Origin of the sequence: Neisseria sp. HMSC075C10 (assembly GCF_001815615.1) — a bacterium.
In the GTDB taxonomy this organism is placed as follows: domain Bacteria; phylum Pseudomonadota; class Gammaproteobacteria; order Burkholderiales; family Neisseriaceae; genus Neisseria; species Neisseria subflava_A.
In genome coordinates this window covers 1-23056 of sequence record NZ_KV821256.1, presented here as the reverse complement: position 1 = coordinate 23056, position 23056 = coordinate 1, and the positions used below count along the sequence as shown (strand labels likewise).

The 23056-nt window shown below is 50.0% G+C and carries 22 protein-coding genes; 7 read left to right on the top strand and 15 right to left on the bottom strand.

Annotated elements, in window-relative coordinates; genetic code table 11:
- Positions 1 to 27: 27 nt before the first annotated feature.
- The 5 genes from HMPREF3047_RS04310 to HMPREF3047_RS04290 form a co-directional block, all read right to left on the bottom strand.
- A complete protein-coding gene (locus HMPREF3047_RS04310; RefSeq protein WP_070712293.1) occupies positions 28 to 2244 on the bottom strand; it encodes a type I secretion system permease/ATPase in 2217 nt (738 codons plus the stop codon).
- 43 nt (positions 2245 to 2287) lie between these two features.
- The gene (locus tag HMPREF3047_RS04305; RefSeq protein WP_070712324.1) at positions 2288 to 3517 is read right to left on the bottom strand and encodes a TolC family protein; all 1230 of its coding nucleotides are present in this window, start codon (positions 3515 to 3517) and stop codon (positions 2288 to 2290) included.
- A gap of 304 nt (positions 3518 to 3821) precedes the next feature.
- The gene (locus HMPREF3047_RS04300; RefSeq protein ID WP_070712292.1) at positions 3822 to 5081 is read right to left on the bottom strand and encodes an RsmB/NOP family class I SAM-dependent RNA methyltransferase; all 1260 of its coding nucleotides are present in this window, start codon (positions 5079 to 5081) and stop codon (positions 3822 to 3824) included.
- A 36-nt stretch (positions 5082 to 5117) separates the two neighbouring features.
- A complete protein-coding gene (locus tag HMPREF3047_RS04295) occupies positions 5118 to 5987 on the bottom strand; it encodes a DUF1853 family protein (RefSeq protein ID WP_070712291.1) in 870 nt (289 codons plus the stop codon).
- Between the two features lie 39 nt (positions 5988 to 6026).
- Positions 6027 to 6842 carry an RNA methyltransferase gene (locus tag HMPREF3047_RS04290; protein ID WP_070712323.1) on the bottom strand — a complete coding sequence of 272 codons (816 nt, stop codon included), beginning with the start codon at positions 6840 to 6842 and terminating at the stop codon, positions 6027 to 6029.
- Positions 6843 to 7017: 175 nt separating this feature from the next.
- Between HMPREF3047_RS04290 and HMPREF3047_RS04285 the strand changes: the two genes are divergently transcribed.
- The 6 genes from HMPREF3047_RS04285 (at position 7018) to HMPREF3047_RS04260 (ending at position 11716) form a co-directional block, all read left to right on the top strand.
- The gene (locus HMPREF3047_RS04285) at positions 7018 to 7803 is read left to right on the top strand and encodes an inositol monophosphatase family protein (RefSeq protein WP_070712290.1); all 786 of its coding nucleotides are present in this window, start codon (positions 7018 to 7020) and stop codon (positions 7801 to 7803) included.
- Positions 7804 to 8065: 262 nt separating this feature from the next.
- Entirely contained in the window at positions 8066 to 8869 is an 804-nt protein-coding gene (gene proB / locus HMPREF3047_RS04280) for a glutamate 5-kinase (RefSeq protein ID WP_070712289.1), read from the top strand.
- Between the two features lie 9 nt (positions 8870 to 8878).
- Entirely contained in the window at positions 8879 to 10129 is a 1251-nt protein-coding gene (locus HMPREF3047_RS04275) for a glutamate-5-semialdehyde dehydrogenase (protein WP_070712288.1), read from the top strand.
- 87 nt (positions 10130 to 10216) lie between these two features.
- Positions 10217 to 10528, top strand: coding sequence for a Grx4 family monothiol glutaredoxin (grxD, locus tag HMPREF3047_RS04270; RefSeq protein ID WP_003681608.1), 312 nt, complete (start codon positions 10217 to 10219; stop codon positions 10526 to 10528).
- 146 nt (positions 10529 to 10674) lie between these two features.
- The gene (upp, locus tag HMPREF3047_RS04265) at positions 10675 to 11301 is read left to right on the top strand and encodes a uracil phosphoribosyltransferase (protein ID WP_070712287.1); all 627 of its coding nucleotides are present in this window, start codon (positions 10675 to 10677) and stop codon (positions 11299 to 11301) included.
- Between the two features lie 97 nt (positions 11302 to 11398).
- Positions 11399 to 11716 (top strand): DUF2322 family protein, encoded by a 318-nt coding sequence (locus tag HMPREF3047_RS04260; protein WP_070712286.1) that lies wholly within the window; start codon positions 11399 to 11401, stop codon positions 11714 to 11716.
- A 61-nt stretch (positions 11717 to 11777) separates the two neighbouring features.
- On the opposite strand, the gene trxA is transcribed toward HMPREF3047_RS04260, so the two are convergent.
- The 9 genes from trxA to HMPREF3047_RS04215 all read right to left on the bottom strand — a co-directional run bounded on the left by trxA (position 11778) and on the right by HMPREF3047_RS04215 (position 20021).
- Positions 11778 to 12110 carry a thioredoxin TrxA gene (gene trxA / locus HMPREF3047_RS04255; RefSeq protein WP_003681479.1) on the bottom strand — a complete coding sequence of 111 codons (333 nt, stop codon included), beginning with the start codon at positions 12108 to 12110 and terminating at the stop codon, positions 11778 to 11780.
- Between the two features lie 125 nt (positions 12111 to 12235).
- Positions 12236 to 13801: an ABC transporter ATP-binding protein gene (locus tag HMPREF3047_RS04250; RefSeq protein WP_070712285.1), complete on the bottom strand. Its 1566-nt coding sequence runs from the start codon at positions 13799 to 13801 to the stop codon at positions 12236 to 12238.
- A gap of 81 nt (positions 13802 to 13882) precedes the next feature.
- Positions 13883 to 15436, bottom strand: a complete 1554-nt coding sequence (locus HMPREF3047_RS04245) for a fatty acid--CoA ligase (protein ID WP_070712284.1) — start codon at positions 15434 to 15436, stop codon at positions 13883 to 13885.
- A gap of 321 nt (positions 15437 to 15757) precedes the next feature.
- Positions 15758 to 16543, bottom strand: a complete 786-nt coding sequence (locus HMPREF3047_RS04240; RefSeq protein WP_070712283.1) for a TatD family hydrolase — start codon at positions 16541 to 16543, stop codon at positions 15758 to 15760.
- Positions 16544 to 16547: 4 nt separating this feature from the next.
- On the bottom strand, positions 16548 to 16901 hold the full coding sequence (locus tag HMPREF3047_RS04235) for a PilZ domain-containing protein (protein ID WP_003682949.1): 354 nt from the start codon (positions 16899 to 16901) through the stop codon (positions 16548 to 16550).
- Positions 16902 to 16911: 10 nt separating this feature from the next.
- Positions 16912 to 17892 (bottom strand): DNA polymerase III subunit delta', encoded by a 981-nt coding sequence (locus HMPREF3047_RS04230; RefSeq protein ID WP_070712282.1) that lies wholly within the window; start codon positions 17890 to 17892, stop codon positions 16912 to 16914.
- A 322-nt stretch (positions 17893 to 18214) separates the two neighbouring features.
- Complete coding sequence (locus HMPREF3047_RS04225) at positions 18215 to 19531, bottom strand: MFS transporter (protein WP_070712281.1); 1317 nt, start codon at positions 19529 to 19531, stop codon at positions 18215 to 18217.
- Positions 19528 to 19716 (bottom strand): cbb3-type cytochrome oxidase assembly protein CcoS, encoded by a 189-nt coding sequence (gene ccoS / locus HMPREF3047_RS04220; protein ID WP_070712280.1) that lies wholly within the window; start codon positions 19714 to 19716, stop codon positions 19528 to 19530. Before ccoS ends, HMPREF3047_RS04225 begins: the two co-directional genes overlap by 4 nt.
- Positions 19716 to 20021 (bottom strand): HLGFF motif protein, encoded by a 306-nt coding sequence (locus HMPREF3047_RS04215; protein ID WP_070712279.1) that lies wholly within the window; start codon positions 20019 to 20021, stop codon positions 19716 to 19718. Before HMPREF3047_RS04215 ends, ccoS begins: the two co-directional genes overlap by 1 nt.
- Before the next feature lie 236 nt (positions 20022 to 20257).
- On the opposite strand from HMPREF3047_RS04215, the gene HMPREF3047_RS04210 reads away from it, so the two are divergent.
- On the top strand, positions 20258 to 21454 hold the full coding sequence (locus HMPREF3047_RS04210) for an acetate kinase (RefSeq protein WP_070712278.1): 1197 nt from the start codon (positions 20258 to 20260) through the stop codon (positions 21452 to 21454).
- Between the two features lie 179 nt (positions 21455 to 21633).
- Here HMPREF3047_RS04210 and HMPREF3047_RS04205 read toward each other — a convergent pair whose 3' ends face one another.
- Positions 21634 to 22899, bottom strand: a complete 1266-nt coding sequence (locus tag HMPREF3047_RS04205) for a histidine-type phosphatase (protein WP_036490205.1) — start codon at positions 22897 to 22899, stop codon at positions 21634 to 21636.
- Positions 22900 to 23056: the final 157 nt, after the last annotated feature.

The following is a 23056-nucleotide window of genomic DNA, read 5'->3' as shown; positions in this document are numbered from 1 at the left end:
TAAGTAGGTTTCAGACGGCCTTTTGCTTTATTGTGCTGCCGATTGAGGGGCGGCGGCAGCTTGTTGCTGTTGTTGTTTGACTGCGGCAGCTTGTTGCTGTTGTTGTTTGACGTTGGCTGCTTTGGCCTGTTCGTTTTGCATGAGTTTTTGCAATACCAGGTCACGCGGGCCGTCCATCACGACTTTACCATTGTCTATCACAATGATGCGGTTGACGATTTGCAGCACTTGCGGACGGTGGGTCACCAAAAGCATGGTACGGTTGCGACCCCATTGGGCAATGGCATTGAGCGCCATGCGTTCAGTGGCTTGGTCCAGGCTGGTGGTCGGCTCGTCCAGCAAGACGACTTTCGGGTTACGCAAGGTCATACGCGCCAGGGCAATGATTTGTTTTTGACCGCCGGACAAGCCCAAGCCGTCTTCACCCAGAGGCATATCCAAACCACGCGGATGGTTGCGGATGATTTTATCGAGGCCGAAACGGTTGAGCGCAGTCAGTAAGTCTTGGTCGGTAGAGTAGCTGCCGGTACGCGCCAAATCCATGTTTTCACGCAATGTGCCGAGGAACAGGCGTGGCGATTGGCTCAACAGCAGGACTTGATCGCGCAGGAAGTTGGGGTCAAGCTGGCGCATATCGACGCCATCAAGGGTAACGTTGCCTTTTTCGGTATCGTACAGACCGCTGGCCAGTTTGAGCATGGTGCTTTTACCGCTGCCGATACGGCCCAAAATACCGACTTTTTCGCCCGGTTTGATGGTCAGGCGCAAATCTTCGACGGCGCTGTTGTTGTCGGCTTGATATTTGAACGATACGTTTTCAAAGGTAATACTGCCTTGAACATTGTCCAAAGTAATATATTTGCGTTCCGGATTGCGCTCGATAGGGCGGGTAACGATGTCGTTTACGCCTTTGAGGGCAAGTTTGGCTTGTTGGAAGCGGGTGGCCAAACCAGCGATTTGTGCCAATGGCGCCAAGGCGCGGCCGGACAGAATCACGGAGGCAATCAATGCACCCATGGTAATGCGTTCCGCATGGTTGTCAGCATGAATCAAATAGGTACCGACAACGACCAAGAAGACGGTATTAAGTTGCTGCATGGCAACGGCGAAGTTGACCATGAAGTTGCTGGTGTCTTTGACTTTGATGGAAGAAGCGGAAGTTTTGGCGGTGTATTCGTCCCAACGTTGTTGCGCCCAAGATGTGGCGTTGTTGGTTTTCAGGGTTTCGATGCCTTCGATGGCTTCAACGGCAAGGCCGGAGCGTTGCGAACCTTCTTTCATCGATTCGTTGATGTGGCGAGAGAGCGGGCGTTGTACGACAAAACCGACAATCACGACAATCGGAATGATGGTCAGGGGAACGAGTGCCAGTTTGCCGCCAACCATGGAAATCACGAAGATAAATAGCAACAGGAAAGGCAAGTCGACGATGGTCAACAAGCTGGCACTGGTCATGAACTCGCGCACGGCTTCAAATTCGCGCAGGTTGCTGGCGTATGAACCGGAAGAAGCTGGACGGTCTGCCAGACGCAATGCCATCACGCGGCGGAACAGGGCGGAGCTGATGATCAGGTCGGCTTTTTTGCCGGCAATATCGGTTAAGTGGCCGCGAATCATCTTGGCGGCAAACTCAAACAAAATCGCCAAGACCACGCCGATGCTCAATACCCACAAGGTTTCATAGGCTTGGTTGGGAATCACGCGGTCGTACACGTTCATCACATACAGGGAGCTGACGAGCGCAAGGAAGTTGATGATGATGGTGGCCAAGATGACTTGGTAGTAGTAGCTGCGGAAACGCCAAATGACTTTCCAAAACCATGCTTTGGGCAAATGGTATTCAGGCAGCTCCGAGCGCATATCGGTAGCCATTTTGGGTTTGATAAACCAGCAGTAGCCCAAATACAGACCGGAGAGCTGCTCGTGGCTGAGTTCCTGTTCCAAGCCGTCAACCTGGCGGATATGGTATTTGCGCTCTTGGCCGGAGCCTTCGATTTGGGTGATGACCGCTGCTTCTTCATTGTGCAGGATAATCATGACCGGAACGGCGAGCGAGGGGATGTCTTCCAAATTGCGTTTGGATAAGGTGTTTTCAAAGCCGTGGCTGCGCAGGACTTCGACCAGCGAGTGATAGTTGACCTTGAGCTTTTTGTCACGCACGACTTCGGCGGACAAAGCGGCTTCAGATACGGGCGCACCCAAAAGGCGGGTCACTAAAACGATGTGTTCAATGATGGCTTTCATATTTTTTCGCGTAATGTTTTTGGTTTAACCGGCGGATATGGCTTCATTTTTGTGCCAAACCGACCCAAGCGGAGATTTTGGCCTGAGTATTTAAATAGTCGAGTGCCGCATCGCGGAAATCGTTGCGGGCGGCAACGTAATCCTGTTCGATGGAGGATAACTCGCTGTATGCGCTCAAAACGTCGGTCAGCGTACGTCTTGCAACTTTAAATTGCATTTCATAGGCTTTGATAACATCTTTTTGAGCAAGAATATGTTGAGCTGTTAATGCGGTGCGCTGTTCGCTTTCCTGCATATCGATGGCCGACGTTTGAACGCGTTCGTTCATGTCGCGCAGGATTTGCTCGGACTTGGCTTCTGCGGCAATCAATGATTTGGCATTGCGCTCTACATTGTGTCGTGCAGCAATATCCAGCACATTCCATGCAACGTTTAAATAAAGTTGTCTGGTGTTGCGCGTTGCACTGCCTTCCAAATTGAGGGTAGGCAGGCGTTCGGCTTTGGACGCATCCAAATCGGCACGGACGCTGTCGCGTTCGGCCAATTGCGCCTGATAGGACGGATTATTGTTGCGGTTAGGGTTGTTGTAGCGTTCGCTGATGGATTTCGCCGTGTCGTTTTTAAACGGATCTTCCAAATCGTTGGCGGTCAGTTGGCGCGAGGTATAGCGGGACAGGCGGCTCAGCGCTAAATCCATGGTGCGGCGTTGTTGGGCGATAATGTTGGCTACTTGCAGCTGGCGTGCACGCGCTTCAATCAGTTCAAAGTGGCGGCCGGCATCCTGTTTGACGATTGTGGTCAGGGTTTTTATGAGGGCGTTATGGCGCGCCAAAGTCTGTTCGTTAAGGATCAGGGTTTCTTTTGCGCGCAATGCGCTCAGGTAGAGGCGGCCGATATCGCTGCCCAGCTGCTCTTGGCTTTCGGTGTATTTGTGTTGATAGTATTCTTCGCGGCTGCGGTCGCGGCGGACGGCGGCTTCAATCGCACCCCATGAGTAGATGTTTACGCTGCCGCGCACGCCGATACCGTCATCCATGTCGTTACTGTTGTATTTATTGTGTTGCGCCAGCACTTTCGTGCCGGTCAGGGTAACGACAGGATAATGGCGCGCACGCGTGGCTTTGGTCGTGCTTTGCGCAGCTTCTTGAGTGGCTTTGGCTTCACGCACAATCGGATCGCTGATTAAAGCGTCCCTGAGGATGTCTTGCAGGCTGTATGCAGAGGCCGTCTGAAACGGCAACAGACAGCAGGCGACGGCAACGGCCGATGACAATAAACGGGGCTTTGTGGGGGAAGAATAAATATGCGACATGATTTTTAACCAAATGATTTATATATTATCGTTGTCCGTATCGGGTATCGCCTGAGGCATGACCGGGCGAATTTTGAACGAGAACACATACATTTACAAAGCATAGAGCATTTTTTCCAGCTTTTCACAATATTCTGATGAAAGGTCGAGATACATGCCTTAAAGTATATTATTGCAGAGCGCGACTATCGTATCTAATAATTTTAATGTAAAAAATCTATCAAAAAGGCCGTCTGAAAGGATTTCAGACGGCCTTTTTTCGACCTTAATCCTTACGTTGCAATACAGCGGAAAAGAAGCCGTCGGTTTGGTGTTCTCCGGAGTTGAGGCGCAGGTATTTTCCGGTATCCAAATCAACCTTCAGGCTTTGTAGCAGTTCGGCGCAGTTGACGAGTTCAAACTCGGGATGCTCGGACAGGAAACGTTCGACTTGCAGCTCGTTTTCTTCCGGCAACACGCTGCAGGTGGCGTACACCAAGCGGCCTTGCGGTTTTACCAGTTTGGAGGCGGCATCGAGGATGCTGTGTTGCTGTGCTAAAAGGTTGGCCACGGTCTCGGCGGATTGGCGGTATTTGAGGTCGGGATTACGGCGTAAAGTACCCAAACCGGAGCAGGGCGCGTCCACCAACACACGGTCGGCTTTGCCTGCCAGTCTGGCGATACGGGTATCGTGTTCGCTGCTGATGCGTTCGGGGTGGATATTGGTCAGTCCGGCGCGGGTCATGCGCGGTTTGAGGTTGGCAAGGCGTTTTTCGGCGATGTCGAAGGCGTAGATTCTGCCTTTGTTGGCCATTTGCGCGCCGACAGCCAAGGTTTTACCGCCGGCGCCGGCACAGAAATCGACAATGATTTCGCCACGTTTTGCACCCACCAATAAGGCAAGCAGCTGGCTGCCTTCGTCTTGGACTTCCAGCGTGCCGTCCAAAAACAGATCGTGTTTGTTAAGCGCGATTTTATTTTTCAGGCGGATGCCCCAAGGCGAATAAGGCGTGGCCTCTGCATCAGCACTTTCGGCTTGCAATAATGGCAACACTTTATCGCGTTTGCCTTTCAAGGTATTGACGCGTATGTCGAGCGGGGCAGGTTGGTTGATGCTGCGGCCGAAGGCGAGGATTTCTTCTTCGCTCCAATGCTGTTGCAGTTGTTCCACCAGCCATTGCGGTAATTCTGCGGAGGTATTCAGGCCGTCTGAAAACTCGGTTTTACGGGCTTTCAAATTGCCGAGGAACGCTGTTTCTTCTTCATCAAGCAGGTCTTTGATTTGGCTGATGTTGGTGCTTCTGCCGAGAACCAGTGCGGCGAGTGCGGCTTTGCGCAGCTGCGCGTGCGGACGGCGCAGGACAGTGCTGATTTTTTGATAGTGGCGCAATGCGGCAAAGGCGGTTTCGGCGATTTCGTGGCGGTCTTGGCGGCCGAGCTTTTTGTGTTCGCGGAAATAGGCGGAGAGGACGGCATCGGAAGGCTGTTTGAAAGTCAGCATTTCAGCCAAAACTTTGGCGGTATGGTCGAGTTGTGCGGCGTTCATAATGTAATGGGTTTCTCTTAAAGTTAGTAAAGGGTTTCAGACGGCCTTCATGATGCGTTCGATTTCGTGCCAAAAGCCGTCCGGCCGTAATTCCAAAACGGCAATCAAGCCTTGGTCGATACGGAGGATTTCGGTTTCGTTCAATGTTTCGGTTTCGGCGATACGCGCAGGTGCAAGATAGGCCATGCGGTCGAGCAAGTGATAACGCGCTTCTTGGCGTTCAAACCCGTATTCCGCCCAATCTTGAATATAGATGCCGCGCCAGCCGTATGGATTAAGTGGTGGCTCAAAAGCATGGAAACCTTGTGGAAAAAATCCGATGCCGCGCACGATGGAAGCAGGGAGCGGATTTTCCGGCAGGGCTTGTGCGGCTAAAGTTGCTTTGCCTTGCGGCGTATGCAGCAGCTGGGATTGCTGCACCAGTTTGGCGACTTTGTCCATCAGCGTGTCTTTAGGATTGAGGCCGCGCAGGTTTTGCACTTGGTCTCCGCCGTAGTATTTACACGCCAGCTCGATATGGTAGGGCTGTTGGTTGAGGGAAACGACAAAATCCGCAGCCCCCAAAGTTTGGCCATCTGAAAAAACGGGCAGGTTGTAGGCGTGCAGTTCGGCGTGCGGCGCGTTGGCAAACCAAAAAGCCAGCAGCTCTTCGGCATAAATGCCGAGACGATGACCAAACGGGGCGCGTTGGGCGAGGTAATCCATCAGCGGAGCGGGATCGGCATCCAATGCCAAAAGGTAACGGAAACCGTATTCCCCCAATAGTTCACGCACGCTCAATTCGCAACTGCTTTGCCACAAAGGCGGCGCAGTCAGCAGCGAGGCGAGGTCGCGGACGGGTTGGCTGGTGAGTTTCCACCATAATGCGTCTAGGGCGTAATTCATGCTTATCCGAATATCAGTCATGCCGTCTGAAAAGCTGGAAATGTTTTCAGACGGCCTTAATCAGTCTTTTTTATGGATACGGTGGCTGACGGTATTGAAAAAACCGCGCAGGATGTCGATGTCTTCGGTTTGCGTGTTGGCGCGGCCGAACAGGCTCTGCATACGGCGCATCAGGCGCTCTCCGTTGCGGCGGTTGAAAAAGCCGATGTCGTTCATCACGCTTTCCATGTGGGCGACCATGCCTTTGATTTGCTCGTGGGTCGCGGCGTGGTCTTCCTGTTGCAGGTGGGTCATGGGCGAATCGGTTTGGCTGAAGATTTCGTAGCACACGACCTGCACGGCTTGGGCAAGGTTGAGCGAGAAATAGTTGGGATTGCCGTTGATGGTCATCAGTCGGTTGCAGGCTTGGACTTCTTCGATACTCAAGCCGAAAGTCTCGTTACCAAAAACCAGCGCCACTTTCTCGCCTCGGTTGGCGGCCTGCAGTAATTCAGGCACCAAATCGCGCGGGGTTTGCAGCGGCGCGGTGATTTCGCGGCGGCGACTGGTCAGGGCGCAGGCGATGGTGGTGTCGGCAAGGGCTTCGTCCAAAGAGGCAGCAATGGTGGCATTTTCCAAAACGTCTGCCGCGCCGGAAGCGAGGATGAAACTTTCTTCCGGTAATTTAAACGATTGCGGATGCTCCGGATCAAATACGGGCGGATTTTCCGTCATCGGCGTTGCCATCAGATTGGGGGCAACGATGGTCAGTTTGTGCAGGCCCATCGTTTTCATGGCGCGCGCGGCGGAGCCGATATTGGCAGGATGACTGGTGCGCGTGAGGATGATGCGGATGTTGTCCAGATAAGCGGGCAGGGCGGGTTTTTCGGAAGTCATGTTTTGTTTTCTGTTTGTACGGGAATCAGGTATAATGCGCCATCTTTTTGTTTTCAGACGGCCTTTTTCCATGTCGTCTGAAATGTTCTTTAACAGCATCGGAAACGATTAACAGCCTCTTGTGTGCCTTGTTCGGCGCATTAGGGCGTATTTTACCTGAATTAGGAAGAAAACCATGAATCCGTTTTTAAATACCGCTTTCAAAGCCGCCCGTAAAGCAGGGCAAATGATGATTCGCGCCGCCGGCAATCTGGATGCCGTCAAAGTAGACAGCAAAGCATTCAACGACTTCGTTTCCGATGTTGACCGCAGCTCCGAGATGATTTTGGTGGAAGCGCTCAAAGAAGCCTATCCTCACCACAAAATCACTTGCGAAGAAGGCGGCTCCCACGGTAAAGCCACCGCCGAGTACGAATGGATTATTGATCCGCTCGACGGCACAACCAACTTCCTCCACGGCCATCCCCAATACGCCATCTCTATGGCACTCCTGCACAAAGGCGTTTTGCAAGAAGCTTTGGTGTACGCACCTGAGCGCAACGACGTATACATGGCTTCCCGCGGCAAAGGCGCGTTGCTCAACGACCGCCGCATCCGCGTTTCCAACCGCATCGAATTGAACCGCTGCCTGATCGGTACCGGCTTCCCTGTTGTCGATCAAAGCATGATGGACAAGTATCTGGCGATTTTGAAAGACTTCTTGGCAAAAACCGCCGGCGGCCGTCGTGAAGGCGCGGCTTCTTTGGATTTGTGTGCCGTTGCGGCCGGCCGTTTGGACGGTTTCTTCGAGTTCAACCTCAAACCTTGGGATATTGCCGCCGGTGCATTGATTGTCCAAGAAGCAGGCGGTATCGTTACCGATATGTCCGGCGATGAAGGCTGGTTGGAAAGCGGCGACATCGTTGCGGCCAATCCTAAAGTATTGGCGCAAATGCTGAAAATTATTTCTAACCATCAATAAGCGTTTGTAGGGAACGGTCTGTATTTATCGTGGCAGGCCGGATTCTCAACAATCGGTAAAAGGCCGTCTGAAACCTGAAATAGGGTTTCAGACGGCCTTTTGTTTTGTTGTTAACGGGTTCGGATAAAAGCTGAAATACGGCTTTTAAAGGAAGCATTTTTAATTTTGTCTGTATTTTCTATTGCTTCGCAGTTATGATGTGGATTAGCTTGGCTGAAATAATGCCGCGTGCAATCATAAAAATAGAAAGCAGAGGAGAATAATGAAACGAGATTTTGAAGCAGTAAAACGCATTGTCATTAAGATTGGAACCAGCTCTTTGGTGTTGCCAAACGGCAAAATCAATTTGGCAAAAATCGACCAACTGGCCTTTGTCATTTCCAGCTTGGTCAGTAAGGACAAAGAAATTGTGCTGGTGTCTTCCGGCGCGATGGGCTTCGGGCTGAATGTACTCAACATGGAAAAACGTCCGGCGGAAATGGCGCAGCAGCAGGCTGTTTCCAGCGTCGGCCAAGTGGCCATGATGAGCCTTTACTCGCAGATTTTTTCCCATTATCGGATGACGGTATCGCAAATCCTGCTGACGCGTGATGTGGTCGAATATCCGGAAAGTTTGGCAAACGTTACCAATGCTTTTGAATCCCTGCTTTCCATCGGCGTCATCCCTATTGTTAATGAGAACGACGCTGTCAGCGTAGACGAGATGGACCATGCCACCAAGTTTGGCGATAACGACCGTTTGTCGGCGGTCGTGGCGAAAATCGTTAAAGCCGATTTGCTGATTATGTTGTCCGATATCGACGGTTTGTTTGATAAAAATCCGGCTGTTCACGCCGATGCCAAGCTGCGCAGCCATGTTACCGATATTACCGAAGAAATTATTGCTTCTGCCGGCGGCTCGGGCAGTAAATTTGGTACGGGCGGCATGCTCAGTAAGATTAAGAGCGCGCAGATGATGTTTGAACATCACAGCCAGATGGTGTTGATGAACAGCGCCAATCCGCGCGATATCCTTCAGGTTTTAGATGGCGCGCCTATCGGAACGTGGTTTGCACAAGAGAAATAGGGAGGTTTGATGAGCTATATCGAACAGATGGGCAAGAATGCCCAAAAAGCCAGTAAAACGTTAATCAGCTTGGGAAGCGTGGAAAAAAACAATCTGCTGCGTCAGGTTGCAAAGGATTTGGTTGAACAGGCTGAGATGATTTTGGCGGAAAATGCCCGCGATTTGGTCGCTGCAAAAGAAAACGGCATTTCGGACATTATGCTCGACAGGCTGCGCTTGAATCATGAACGCATCAAAGGCATTGCGGAAGGTGTTGAGCAGGTTGCCGATTTGCAGGACCCGATTGGGCAGGTTGTCCGCGGTTATACCAATCTGGACGGCTTGAAGATTGTTCAAAAACGCGTGCCTTTGGGCGTGGTCGCCATGATTTTTGAAAGCCGCCCGAATGTTTCGGTCGATGCGTTCTCTCTGGCCTTTAAAACCAGCAATGCCATTATTTTGCGCGGCGGTCGCGATGCCATCCATTCCAACACCGCATTGATTGCCGTCATCAGGCAGACCTTGGTAAAAGCGGGAATGGATGCCGATGTGGTGCAGCTGGTCGAAGATACCAGTCATGCCGCTGCCGAGGAATTGATGCAGGCAATCGATTATATTGATGTGCTGATTCCGCGCGGCGGCGCGCGCTTGATTCAGACGGTGAAAGAGAAATCGAAAGTTCCCGTCATTGAAACCGGAGTCGGTAATTGCCATATTTATGTGGACGACAGTGCCGATTTGGAGATGGCAGTCGATATCGTCGTGAACGCCAAAACGCAGCGTCCGAGCGTGTGCAATGCAGCTGAATCTTTGGTTGTCCACGAAAAGATAGCGGAGGCGTTTTTGCCCAAACTGGAAGAAGCAGTTGCCAAAGTGCATCCGGTCGAATTTAGAGCCGATCAGGAAGCACTGCGTATGTTTAAAAATGCTGTTTTGGCAACCGAGGAAGATTACAGTACCGAGTTTCTTGACTATATTATGTCGGTCAAGACAGTGAAATCGGTGGAAGAAGCCGTCGATTGGATTAACGACCATACGACGCATCACTCGGAAGCGATTGTGACCCAAAGCATTGCCCATGCCGAGTTTTTTCAAGAAAGCATTGATGCAGCGGCGGTTTATGTCAATGCGTCCACTCGGTTTACCGACGGCTTTGTTTTCGGATTGGGCGCGGAAATCGGTATTTCCACCCAAAAAATGCACGCCCGCGGCCCGATGGGTTTGGAAGCGCTGACTTCGACCAAATTTTATATCAACGGCAACGGTCAGATCCGACGTTGAGAAACACCCCCTCAATTCCATCAATTTGCGTATAATGGCGGGAAATTTGATTTTCCCCGAACAACCGATTTAGTAAAAGGAACACACATGTCCTCTATCCACGATCAAATCAAAGAAGTCGTAACCACCCACCGCGTCGTATTGTTCATGAAAGGCACGAAGCAGTTCCCACAATGCGGCTTCTCTTCCCGCGCCGTACAAATCCTGAATGCGGCAGGTTGCACCGACTATGTGACTGTCAACGTATTGGAAAACGATGCCGTACGCCAAGGCATTAAAGAATACAGCGACTGGCCGACCATCCCTCAACTGTACGTCAACGGCGAATTTGTCGGCGGTTCTGACATTTTGATGGAAATGTACGAAGCCGGCGAACTGCAAGAATTGCTGAAAGCTTAATCATCTACAATATTCCGTAATGTAAAATTGTTGACAAAGGCCGTCTGAAACCCTGATTCAGACGGCCTTTCGCATAAATACGCACTTTGCGCGCCATGCGAAAAAAAGTATAATCCCCCTCCATCAACGCAATTCGGAAAATCAACATGAACGTTACCGTTATCAACCACCCTTTAGTCCGCCACAAACTCACGCTGATGCGTGAAGCGGATTGCAGCACTTACAAATTCCGCACGCTTACCACCGAGTTGGCACGTCTGATGGCATATGAGGCCAGCCGTGACTTTGAAACCGAAAAATACATTATTGACGGCTGGTGCGGCTCTATTGAAGGCGACCGCATCAAAGGCAAAACGCTGACCGTCGTCCCGATTTTGCGTGCCGGTTTGGGTATGCTCGACGGCGTACTCGACCTGATTCCGACTGCCAAAATCAGCGTTGTCGGCTTGCAGCGCGATGAAGAAACTTTGAAACCGGTTTCTTATTTTGAAAAATTTGTCGACAGCATGGACGAACGTCCCGCGCTGATTATTGACCCAATGTTGGCGACCGGCGGCTCTATGGTTGCGACCATCGACTTACTGAAAGCCAAAGGTTGCAGCAATATCAAAGCATTGGTATTGGTTGCCGCTCCGGAAGGCGTGAAAGCCGTCAATGACGCGCATCCTGATGTAACCATCTACACTGCCGCGCTCGACAGTCACTTGAACGAACACGGCTACATCATCCCAGGCTTGGGCGATGCCGGCGATAAGATTTTCGGTACACGTTAATTGAAATGTTTAAGGCCGTCTGAAAAGTGTCAAACATTAACTTTCAGACGGCCTTGTTATATGGTTTGCTTTAAAACCCACATCAGAAAGGACAATCATGAGCTTCCAAGATAATCTGGCCACCATGCCTGCCATCGACCATTTGAGCGGCTTGGATATTCTCGATAAAGAGGGCAATGTGGTTCATCACATTCCCAATGCGCCCGGCAAGCAAGGCTCGCTCAAGCTTTACCATGCTTTGGCGCAAGAGTTTGACGGCAAGCTGGACGCAGCGGCGGCAGAACGCGGCCTGGCATGGTTCGCCGAACATGTTGCCGATGCCGAAGCCAATCCAGGCAAACATCCGAATATTGATTTGCTGTTTAAAGTGAAAGCTGAAAATGCCAGCCTGACTTTGAAACCATTGGCTGCTTAATGAATACAAAAAAGGCCGTCTGAAAACAATATTCAGACGGCCTTTTTATATGCTTAAAACCTTAAGCGATAGAAGCTTCAACGAATGCAGTCAGTTGGCCTTTAGCCAGTGCGCCGACTTTAGTAGCAACGTTTTCGCCGTTTTTGAACACCATCAGAGTAGGGATGCCGCGAACGCCGAATTTGGCAGGAGTGGCTTCATTGTCGTCGATGTTGATTTTAACGACTTTCAGACGGCCTTGGAATTCGGAGGCGATGTCGTCCAAGATTGGGGCGATCATTTTGCAAGGGCCGCACCATGGTGCCCAGAAGTCCAGCAATACAGGTACGTCGGATTTCAAAACGTCTTGTTCGAAGCTGGCATCGCTGGCGTGGATAATCAATTCGCTGCTCATGTTGTTTCCTTTTAAATCGGGATTAATAAATATGTTGTTCAGAATAGTGGCAGACAGGGAAAATTTCAAGTGCCGCCGCCCGGTAATAGTTTTTTTGAAATGCGCCTATCGTAATCTTTAAAGATTCAGACGGCCTCTTGAACCATGTGGCCGGAGTGTGCAATCAAATGGCGCGTGTAGTCGCTGCTTGGATTGGCAAACACATTTTCGCATTCGCCTTCTTCAACGATTTTGCCGTCTTTCAACACCATCACGCGGTGGGAAATGGCGCGGATCACGGCGAGGTCGTGGCTGATGATGATGAAGGCGAGGCCGTATTCTTTTTGCAGGCCGCTGAGCAATTCAAGGATTTGTTGTTGCCATTGGACATCAAGCGCGCTGGTTGGTTCATCTAATACGAGGATTTTCGGGCGGACAATGATGGCGCGGGCGATGGCGAGGCGTTGGCGCTGGCCGCCGGAGAATGCGTGCGGATAGCGTTCAAGTGCGTCTTCGGGCAGACCGACTTGTTTGAGGACTTCTTGAACGCGGCGGCGCATTTCTTCGCGCGGCATTTCAGGTTCGTGTACGCGTAAGGCCTCTGAAACGGTATCGAAGACGTTCATGCGCGGATTGAATGCGCCGAACGGGTCTTGGAACACCATTTGGATTTCGCGTCTCAATTCGCGTTTCCATGGCTCGCCGTTGACAATCAGGCTGCCTTCGGAATCGATAAGGTGCATAACGGCTTTCGCCAGCGTGGTTTTGCCGCAACCGCTTTCGCCAATGATGCCCAATGTCTCCCCCGATTTGAGATCGAAAGAAATGGGGTTGAGGATGGTTTTGTCGCGTTTTTTAAACCAGCCGTCTGATTCTTTGATGGAAAAGGCGATTTGTTCGGCCTTAAGGACGGTGGCCGGGTTTGCAGGTAAAGGAGCCACTTTGCGCATTGTGCCGGCGTTGAGCAGCATTTTGGTGTATTCGTGCTGCGGATTAGCGAAGACTTCGGCTGCTTTGCCGGTTTCAAGAATACGGCCGTTACGCATAACGGCGACATCATCGGCAAAACGGCGTACAAGGTTCAAGTCGTGCGTAATGTAGAGCATGGTCATGCCGTGGTCTTCTTGCAGGCGTGAGAGCAGGTCGAGAATTTGGGCTTGAACGGCAACGTCCAAAGCAGTGGTCGGTTCGTCGGCAATCAGGAGCTTGGGCTGGGCTGATACGGCCATGGCAATCATGGCGCGTTGGCGTTGGCCGCCGGAAAGTTGGAAAGGATAGGCCTGGGCTTTTTGCTCGGGCTGGTGGATGCCGGTTTCGTCCAGGAGTTCGATAGCGCGCGCCCATGCCTGTTTTTTATCCAAACCCAAATGTAGGGACAGGACTTCGGCGATTTGTTCGCCGACACGCATAACGGGGTTGAGGGCGGTCATGGGTTCTTGAAACACCATGCCGATTTCGCGACCGCGCAGTTTTTGCAGGGCGCGTTCGGGCTGGGTCAGCAGATTGGTTCCGCAATATTTCAGACTGCCTTCAAAGGTAACCATCGGATTGAGGCGCATAATGCCTTGCGACAATACGGTTTTGCCGCTGCCGCTCTCGCCGACCAATGCCAGTTTGCGGCCAGGTTGCAGGGTAAGGTTGATATCGTGCAAAACTTGTTTGCTCGGAAAGGAGCCGTTTAGGTTTTCGATTTCGAGTATAGGTGTAGTCATGGTCGTGGCCGTCTGAAAAGTTTGTTGATGACAGATTTTCAGACGGCCTGCATGAATCAAGGGGCCGTCTGAAACAGCGGTTTAGTCTTGAAACTGTTCTTTAAGTTTGCGTTTTAATACTTTGCCGGTGGCATTGCGCGGCAGCTCGTCTTGGAAGATGACTTGTTTGGGGATTTTAAAGTTTGCCAACAGGCCGCGCAGGTGGCTGCGGACTTCGGCTTCTTCCAGTTTCATGCCTTCTTTGAGTTGGATAAAGGCAATGATTTCTTCATCGGCGTATTGGTCTCTCACGCCGATTACGGCAGTGGCTTCCACGGCTTCGAGTTTGTAAATGGCTTCCTCGATTTCACGCGGATAGACGTTTTGGCCTTTGGAGATAATCAGGTCTTTTTTGCGGTCAACGATGAAGATGAAGCCGTCTTCGTCTATGGTGACGAAGTCTCCGGTTTTCAGCCAACCGTTAACAATGGTTTCATCTGTGGCATCAGGCATATTGAGGTAGCCTTGCATCACCGAGTCGCCTTTGATGATGAGTTCGCCCACTTCGCCGCGCGGCACTTCGATCAATTCGTCATCGACAGCTTTCACGGTGAGGCCGGGCAGGGCAACGCCGACGCTGGCGGTTTTTTGGCGGTCGGGCGTATTGACGGCCACAACGGGCGAGCATTCGCTCAAGCCGTAGCCTTCCAGCAATTTGGCGCGCGGGAATTTGGCTTTAAAGTCGTCGATGGTTTGTCCGGCCAGAGGCGCACCGCCGCTAATAAACAGACGGACGCGGTTGAACCATCTGAAATACCAAGGGATTTTAGTTTTGCTCATGGCGGTGTAAACGGCCGGTACGCCGAGGAAAATGGTAGCGCGTTTGAGTAAAACCTGTTTCAACACGTTGGAGAACGGGAAGACGGATTTGACCAAAATAATCGAGCAGGCTTGATATATCGGCAGTAAAACCATGGCGGTCAGCGTAAAGCTGTGGAACATGGGCAAGAAGACGACGAAGCGGTCTTTTTGAGAAATTTGGAAAATTTGTTCGATGCCTGAAAGGTTGGAAAACAGGTTGCTGTAACTGATTAATGCGCCTTTAGGGTGGCCGGTTGTACCGGAGGTGTAGATAATGTGCGCCAAATCGTTGACGGACGGCTGACGGCTCAGATTCGGCTTGCCGGGGAATGTACGCGCGGCATCGAAATAGCTGTCATCGCCACTGGCGGCGTTGGTTTCACCAATCCAGATGATTTTATTGACTTTGGTTTTGGTTTTGATGTTTTTGAGTTCTTTGGCCAACGGCGCGGAGGCGAACATAAAGCGTGCGCCGCAGTCATTGAGGATGTAGGAAAATTCTTCGCTTTTCAAAAAGACGTTGAGTGGGACGGCTACCGCACCGATAGAGGTAATGGCGAAATAGGCGGCAATAAATTCGGGAGAGTTGGAAACGACAAGGGCAACCCTGTCGCCATATTGTACGCCTTCGTGTTGCAGATAGGCGGCGACGGTTTCTACTTCGCGTTTGAGGGAGGAATAGCTGATTTTTTCTTTGTCGTTGAAAATGACTGTGCCTTTACCGTTTTTTTGGCAGGCTGCGGTCAGCATAGCGTAAAAATTAGGGTGGGTGTGCATTTCGGAGTTTGTGTCCATATTGTGTCGATTGATGTACGGTTTCGATGAACCGTTTATTTCGAAGGATAGGTTTTACATCCTATCGGTAAAATAAGCAAGAGGCCGTCTGAAAATACTTTCAGACGGCCTTGCGCTTTGCTGGGCTTAGGAAAGCAATATTTTGAATTTAAACTTATTTATTCTGTTGATGGGAATATTCCCATTCTTCAAAAGTCTGCCGTTCGGAAGATAGCGCAAGCCGATTGCGTTTCTGTCTCAAGCCATTTTGAGTTTACCGTTGAGTTTGAGGCAGAATCCTGATGACGGATTGGCAGAGCCAATGTTTAGAGACTTTGAGACCTAGCCATTGTTCAGACGGCCATCGGGTACTTTCTTAAACAGGCGATAGAAATTGTCGCTGGTGTTTTGTGCCAATGTTTCTAAACTCTCGCCGCGTAGATTGGCTAAGAACTCGGCTGTATAGCGGACGTAGGAAGGCTCGTTTTGTTTGCCGCGTTTGGGAACCGGCGCGAGGAAAGGCGCATCGGTTTCTACCAAGATTCTATCGGCAGGGACGTATTTGGCGGCTTCCTGTATCAGCGGCGCGTTTTTAAACGTCACAATGCCGGAGAAGGAGATGTACATGCCTAAATCCAAAGCGGCTTTGGCAAAGGCGATGTCTTCAGAGAAGCAGTGAATCACGCCGGAATTAGTATGGCATTCTTTCAAAATCCGCAATGTGTCTTCGGCCGCATCGCGCGTGTGGACGATAACGGGCAGGCCGCTTTCGTTGGCGGCTTGGATGTGGTCGGCAAAGCGTTGATGCTGCCATGACAAATCGCCTTTGCACCAGTAATAGTCCAAACCGGTTTCGCCGATACCGACGATTTTGGGATGTTTGGCCGCTTCTACCATTTCGGCAATGGTAAATTCTTCTGCTTCTTGGCTGTCGGGATGTATGCCGATGGTGCAGTAGATGTGGTCGTTTGCCTGAGCAATGTCGAAGACTTCGGCAAAACTTTGTTTGCTGACGCTGATGGCAAGCGCCTGTTTGACGCTTTGCGCTTCCATATTGGCAAAGACTTCGGGCAGGCGGTCTTTTAAGCCGTCAAAGTTGAGATGGCAATGTGAATCGATTAAATACATGGTATTACAGGGTAAAAGTAGTGCGGTCGCTGCGCAGGCGCGGGCCAAGCTCGGCTTCGATCAGGTTTTTTGCCTGCAGGCAGCTTTCGTGTTCGGAGAATGCAAGACCTACGCCTTTGGGGCGGTGGGCCGAAGTGCGCGCCGGATTGATCCAAACGACTTTGGTTGGCAGGAAGCGTTTGGGATAGTCGGCGATTTCCACGGCCAAGAGAATGTCTTCGCCTAGGGAGAATACGTCATCGGTCGGTACGAACAGGCCGCCGTGTTCTAAAAACGGCATATAGCAGTTGTACAACAGATTGGGGTCTTTGAGTTGCAAAGCCAACATCTTCGCCGGAATGTCTTTTTTATTCATCATTGATTACCTGTTAGGGTTTGTTTTGCCAAAAATCTAAATATTCGATAAGCAGATACTCAAGCTGCATTTTAACACTCAAGGTATGGTATCCGTAAGGGTTGAGCGCGTTCAGACGGCCCAATAGGGCAAACAGCTTGCGTGAATCGGTTTTAGAGGCTGTCTGAAGCAGGGCTTGGGCATGGTGCGGATAATAAAGCGGCGCCATGTTTTGTTGTGCCAAGCCGACATCCATCAGCCACTTTTGCAGCCAGTCGATGAAAACGGCCAGCGGTTGTTTTTGTTTGTCGAACGCGGCGGCGTAGTCGAGTATGGCCAACAGGCGCGGGGCAGCCAGCAGCGTCAGCAACTCTTCGCGCAATGCATCCAATTCGGGAGTCGGTGTGAATAAAGGCGCGCCGCTGTGGAATGCCAACAAGGCTTCGGCATTTTCCACGCCCTGTTGGCGCAGGTATGCCGCAGCCTGCTCATGGGTAGGCGAGGGCAACACCATCTGGCGGCAACGGCTTTTGATGGTGGGCAGGAGTTTGTCGCGCGCATGGGTAACGAGCAGGAAAACGACGTGTTGCGGCGGCTCTTCCAGAGCTTTCAACAAACCGTTTGCCGCCTGTGTATTCATGCTTTCGGCCGGATGTACCAATACCACGCGCAGGCCGCCACGGACAGCGGTCAGGTAAATGTTTTCCACAATATCGCGCACGGCATCGATTTTGATTTGCAGGAGTTTGCGTCCCGTTTCCTCGCCTTCGGGCATTTCCGGCGTGAGTTCGTAAAAGTCGGGATGGGTGTTTTGGCTGAACAAATGGCACGAAGCGCACTCGCCGCATGGTTCATGACTGGACTTGGGCGATTCGCACAGCAATGCTTGCGCGACAAAGCGGGCAAACTCGGTTTTGCCAGTATTTTCTTTGCCGGTAAACAGCCAAGCGTTGGGACGGTTTTGCCAATGGGCGGCGAGCTGTTGCCATTGGGTTTCATGCCATGGGTAAATCATATCGTTTGGGAACTATAAGGTAGGTGGTTATTATACTCTCAGGCCGTCTGAAAAAGGTTTCAGACGGCCTTTAATAAACTGCCCAAAAATTAACCAAATATTGTTTTGCTTTGAAATATCAATGATTAAGCTGACTTATTCACAGCCTTTGCACACGCTTGTTTGGGGAAAATGTGCATTTTGTTTGGGAGTAAAGTTGTGCTTAAAATTTAGGCAGATGTGTTTTTTAATTTTAAATCAGACAGTAATCTGATTTATGCACAAGCTGTCCACGCGATTGAACAGTGAAAATGTGCATGGTGGGGATATATTTCAGACGGCCTTATTTGCTGCTTTTCAACAAAGCGGTCAAATCCCCGATAAATTTCGGTTCCCGTTTGATGAGGTAAACAATTAACGGAAGATTACCCACGGCAACAATCAAATACAGCAGCGTGATGCTGTCAAACAACATCAGCAAAACCGCGCTCAAAATGGCAGCCGACACCATAAACACGCCGTTGATGATGTTGTTGGCAGCAACAGCGTGGGCACGGAAGGTTTCGCTGCTGGCAGTTTGCAGCCAAGTGTAGAGCGGTACGGAGAAGAAGCCGCCGAAAAAGCCGATGGCCGACATCACGAGCATAATCGGATACGTTTGGGCTTGCGATAAAAACCAAATAATGCCGTTTAATTCGGTAAAGCGTTGGCCTTGGGTCAGCCACACCAGCAATAATCCACAGACCGTCAGCCCCAGAGTGCCGATGGTAACCAAGCCCAAAATCAGGCGTTCGTGGCTGAGTTTGGCGCATAACACCGAGCCGATGGCGATACCGATGGAGAACAGCGCCAACATCAGGTTGAACACATTATCGTTGCCGCCCAAATGGATTTGCGTGAACGTCGGCAGTTGGGTGGTATAAACCGAGCCGATAAACCAAAACCATGAAATACCGATGATGGACGTGAATACGGGACGATTGGCCGCCGCTTCACGAATCAGTGAATTCGTGCCTTTGATGATGTTCCATTCGATTTTTGTGTCCGGCATTTTAGCGGGTACAGACGGCATAAACAGGCTGGTCATCGTGCCGCCGATAGCGACCAATAACACCAAACCGCCAACAATATACGGCGGAACGCCTGCGACTGCGGTGCCCAAAATCTGGCCGAGCAAAATGGCGATAAACGTACCCGATTCAATCAGGCTGTTGCCCATAATCAGCTCTTTGTCGTTGAGGTAATCGGGCAAAATCGCGTATTTCAGCGGGCCGAACAAAGTCGATTGCGTACCCATGCAAAACAGGCAGATTAAAAGCAAAGGTGCGGATTGGATGTAGAAGCCATACGCCGCCACTGCCATGATGATTATTTCCAACAGCTTGATCCAGCGTGCCAAAACTGCTTTATCGAATTTATTGCTCAGCTGCCCTGAGAGCGCGGAAAACAGGAAGTAGGGCAGGATAAACAGCATTGCGCCTAAGTTTAGCATTTGGCTGGGCGGCAGCAAGTCGTTTTTGCCTAAACCGTAAAAACTGATCATCACGAATAATGCGGTTTTGAACACATTATCGTTAAACGCGCCCAAAAACTGCGTCCCAAAGAGCGGCGCAAAACGGCGGGTCGTGTGGAAATTCAGATTGTCTTTTTTAAGGCTCATTGTTTGGATTCTTTGTTTTCGTCTTTTTCGATCAGTTTTTCAGTGGAGTCGTCGTCCATCAAAATGCGGTGCGCAGGTCCTTCAAGGTCGTCAAACTGTCCGTTTTTACCCGACCACCAGAAAAACCAGCCGATGATAAAGGCCAAAATAATGCTGATGGGGACAAGGATAAACATACTTTCCATTACATCGCTCCGGTCAAATCGGTCAGGATAAAGGTTTTACCGCTGATGGTCAGGTATTCGTTGCGTAACGCACCGATATTTTTATCATCAAAAAACAATTCGATACGGTCTTTAACTACGCGCCAGTATTGCGGGATATCGGTTTGCTCAAAAGGTGATAATGCAGCCGCTTCGGCTACATCTCCGTTTTGCAGCTTGATTGCGAAGCGTCCGCTTTGCGGCGGATTTTGTGATTCATCGTCTGCCAACATAATAAAAAATCCGGCGTGTTCGCCGTCTTGAGTGTGGATACTGAAATAATGCATATCGGGGAAATCTTCAAATTTGCCGTCATTTTTTCAGACGGCCTAAAATAAAATTCCGTCCATTTTACATCAAATATTAAGTCAAGCAGCCGATTACATTTTTTGTTAGAATACGACGTTTACTTTGTTAATCTGTTCAGACCGCTACCCACTACGTCCCACAAGGGGTGCAACATAGCCGGAGCAGCAGTCAGGCCCCGACAAAAAATGCCGTCTGAAACCTCAAGGAGCATAAAATGACACAAAAATTAATCTTAGTTTTGAACTGCGGCAGCTCTTCCCTCAAGGGTGCTGTATTGGACAATGACAGCGGCGAAGTATTGCTGAGCTGCCTGGCAGAAAAACTCAATCTGCCTGATGCCTACATTACCTTCAAATTCAACGGCGAAAAACATAAAGTTGAATTGACTGCCAAGCCAGACCATACCGGCGCGGTAGAAGCCCTGATGGAAGAACTCAAAGCCCACGGCCTCGACAGCCGCATCGGCGCCATCGGTCACCGCGTCGTCAGCGGCGGCGAGTTGTACAGCGAATCCATCCTCGTTGACGACGAAGTTATCGCCGGCATCGAAAAATGTATTCCGCTCGCTCCTCTGCATAACCCGGCCCACCTTTTGGGTCTGCGCGCTGCACAAACCATTTTCAAAGGCCTGCCGAACGTTGTCGTATTCGACACTGCATTCCATCAAACCATGCCTGAACACGCTTACAAATATGCTGTTCCACATGAATTGTACGAAAAATACGGCTTGCGCCGCTACGGCGCGCACGGTACCAGCTACCGCTACGTTTCCGATGAAACCGCCCGTTTCCTCGGCAAAGACAAAAAAGACCTGCGCATGGTGATTGCCCACTTGGGTAACGGCGCATCTATTACCGCCGTCGCCAACGGCGAATCACGCGATACCAGCATGGGTCTGACTCCGCTGGAAGGTTTGGTCATGGGTACCCGCAGCGGCGATATCGACCCTTCAGTTTTCAGCTTCTTGGCTGAAAATGCCAACATGACCATCGCCCAAATCACCGACATGCTGAACAAAAAATCCGGCCTGCTCGGTATCTCCGGTTTGTCCAACGACTGCCGTACCATCGAAGAAGAAGCTGCCAAAGGTCATCCGGGCGCTAAACTGGCTCTGGAAATGTTCATCTACCGCTTGGCTAAATACATTGGCAGCATGGCAGTAGCAGCCGGCGGTTTGGACGCCTTGGTCTTCACCGGCGGTATCGGTGAAAACTCCGACATCATCCGCGAACGCGTATTGGGTTACTTGGGCTTCCTCGGTCTGCACATTGACCAAGAAGCCAACCTGAAAGCCCGCTTCGGCAATGCCGGTGTGATTACCACTACCGACAGCAAAGCTGTTGCCGTTGTGATTCCTACCAATGAAGAATTGATGATTGCACACGATACTGCCCGTCTGAGCGGCCTGTAATCCGTCATTATTGAAAACCTGCCCGAAAGGGCAGGTTTTTTATTGTGTATAGATGAAGAAAATTTTGAGAATATATTGAGAAAAGCCGGTAAACATTACGTTTGCCGGCTTTTCCGTTTGATCCACTCGCAGTTTCTGCGAATTCTCTTTTAAGTATTTTTCATAGGGTTGCATGAATGCTATTTCTTACCGTTCTTAATACCCTCACTCAACACCTGTTGAAAACGCTCGTAATCACAAAAGCCCTTTTCATCTTTTTCACAGCCTTTGAGCGTTAAAGCTGTTTGGTTTGGTGGTGTCGCTAAACTTAATGGCGTGGTGTTAATCAGCTGTTCGGTAGATTGATACACATAATCCAACTTAAATTTGAGCTTACCACTTGGTTTGTGCTTCCATACTTCAAATAGCAGCTTGCCACCGATTGGGATATTTTCCAATGAACCATCTAATTCATAAGGCTCAACACCTAATGCAGCCAGCAGAGCGACGATATTAGAATCGTGTCCAACCAATAAGTTAATTTTATTTTCGCTATTTAGCTGCTGCTGAATAAATGCCAATAACGGATATGATGCATTTTGTGCTAACGCTTCATTGTTTTTAAATAAAGTGCGGTAATATTCGTTTTTAATTTCGTTAATTGCGCGCCATTTTTCTTGGCTATCCACACGACCGTTTGCAATTTCAGAATCAGGCTTACCCACATAATGTGCGAGCAATAATGCACTGACAATTTTCTTCCCGGTGCTGATAGAACCCGTAATCTTGACCGACTTGCCGTCTTTGATACTGTATTCACCGACTTTTCCACCTAAATCACATTCGCCTTTTTGCAAGCAGTTTGGTGAATTTTTATAATCGATGATTTCACTCAATAGCGCATAATTTGGCGCTAATTTTTGCTGTAAAGCGGTTAAATCAACGTTATTTTTTGCAGATTCAATCAAAGCTTGGCTTGGATTGTGCGCCTGCGTGTTAAAAATTGGATCTTTTTCTGAACCAATTTCACCGTGATGTTGCAGTTGAACATTACAGCCTGCAAAAGCTCCCGCCACAATGGCCTGACCTGTTGCAATGGTGCGTTGCACTCCATTCGCATAAGCGAAAATACCTTCACCCGATGCACAACGATCTGTCGTTAATAATCCTTTATCAGCAAGCCATTGTCCTAAATATTGGCCGAAATAGGTTTCTAGCACTGTCCCTTTTGCCGTGAGATAACCAGATGGCACATCCCATTTTGCCCACGCATACGGGGAATATTTCGCCATTTCTTGCGGATCTTTTTCCACTGGTGAACGCAATCCGTGTCGGCTGAAAATCAATACTTTCTCTAATTCATAATCAGAACTTGAGGAAGTTTGACCATTTTCTGTTGCAAACGCACTACTTGCTAAAGCTGAGCCAAGCAAAAGTGCGGTGAATTTTAGGGTTATTTTTTTCATATTCGATACCTAATCATTTAATGTTGAAATTGAGCTATAAAAATTCAAGGCATATTTGGTGCCGTAAACTAACACCATAAATACTGCAACAATATTGACTACCGCTTAATCAGTGCAATATTAAGATACTGAGACCTTTGCAAAATTCCTTTTCCCC

Excerpts from the sequence above, each read along its gene's own strand:
- HMPREF3047_RS04310 (WP_070712293.1), bottom strand. The coding sequence starts at position 2,244 with ATGAAAGCCATCATTGAACACATCGTTTTAGTGACCCGCCTTTTGGGT.
- HMPREF3047_RS04300 (WP_070712292.1), bottom strand. The coding sequence starts at position 5,081 with ATGAACGCCGCACAACTCGACCATACCGCCAAAGTTTTGGCTGAAATG.
- HMPREF3047_RS04295 (WP_070712291.1), bottom strand. The coding sequence starts at position 5,987 with ATGACTGATATTCGGATAAGCATGAATTACGCCCTAGACGCATTATGG.
- HMPREF3047_RS04290 (WP_070712323.1), bottom strand. The coding sequence starts at position 6,842 with ATGACTTCCGAAAAACCCGCCCTGCCCGCTTATCTGGACAACATCCGC.
- HMPREF3047_RS04285 (WP_070712290.1), top strand. The coding sequence starts at position 7,018 with ATGAATCCGTTTTTAAATACCGCTTTCAAAGCCGCCCGTAAAGCAGGG.
- proB (WP_070712289.1), top strand. The coding sequence starts at position 8,066 with ATGAAACGAGATTTTGAAGCAGTAAAACGCATTGTCATTAAGATTGGA.
- HMPREF3047_RS04275 (WP_070712288.1), top strand. The coding sequence starts at position 8,879 with ATGAGCTATATCGAACAGATGGGCAAGAATGCCCAAAAAGCCAGTAAA.
- grxD (WP_003681608.1), top strand. The coding sequence starts at position 10,217 with ATGTCCTCTATCCACGATCAAATCAAAGAAGTCGTAACCACCCACCGC.
- upp (WP_070712287.1), top strand. The coding sequence starts at position 10,675 with ATGAACGTTACCGTTATCAACCACCCTTTAGTCCGCCACAAACTCACG.
- HMPREF3047_RS04260 (WP_070712286.1), top strand. The coding sequence starts at position 11,399 with ATGAGCTTCCAAGATAATCTGGCCACCATGCCTGCCATCGACCATTTG.
- trxA (WP_003681479.1), bottom strand. The coding sequence starts at position 12,110 with ATGAGCAGCGAATTGATTATCCACGCCAGCGATGCCAGCTTCGAACAA.
- HMPREF3047_RS04250 (WP_070712285.1), bottom strand. The coding sequence starts at position 13,801 with ATGACTACACCTATACTCGAAATCGAAAACCTAAACGGCTCCTTTCCG.
- HMPREF3047_RS04245 (WP_070712284.1), bottom strand. The coding sequence starts at position 15,436 with ATGGACACAAACTCCGAAATGCACACCCACCCTAATTTTTACGCTATG.
- HMPREF3047_RS04240 (WP_070712283.1), bottom strand. The coding sequence starts at position 16,543 with ATGTATTTAATCGATTCACATTGCCATCTCAACTTTGACGGCTTAAAA.
- HMPREF3047_RS04235 (WP_003682949.1), bottom strand. The coding sequence starts at position 16,901 with ATGATGAATAAAAAAGACATTCCGGCGAAGATGTTGGCTTTGCAACTC.
- HMPREF3047_RS04230 (WP_070712282.1), bottom strand. The coding sequence starts at position 17,892 with ATGATTTACCCATGGCATGAAACCCAATGGCAACAGCTCGCCGCCCAT.
- HMPREF3047_RS04225 (WP_070712281.1), bottom strand. The coding sequence starts at position 19,531 with ATGAGCCTTAAAAAAGACAATCTGAATTTCCACACGACCCGCCGTTTT.
- ccoS (WP_070712280.1), bottom strand. The coding sequence starts at position 19,716 with ATGGAAAGTATGTTTATCCTTGTCCCCATCAGCATTATTTTGGCCTTT.
- HMPREF3047_RS04215 (WP_070712279.1), bottom strand. The coding sequence starts at position 20,021 with ATGCATTATTTCAGTATCCACACTCAAGACGGCGAACACGCCGGATTT.
- HMPREF3047_RS04210 (WP_070712278.1), top strand. The coding sequence starts at position 20,258 with ATGACACAAAAATTAATCTTAGTTTTGAACTGCGGCAGCTCTTCCCTC.
- HMPREF3047_RS04205 (WP_036490205.1), bottom strand. The coding sequence starts at position 22,899 with ATGAAAAAAATAACCCTAAAATTCACCGCACTTTTGCTTGGCTCAGCT.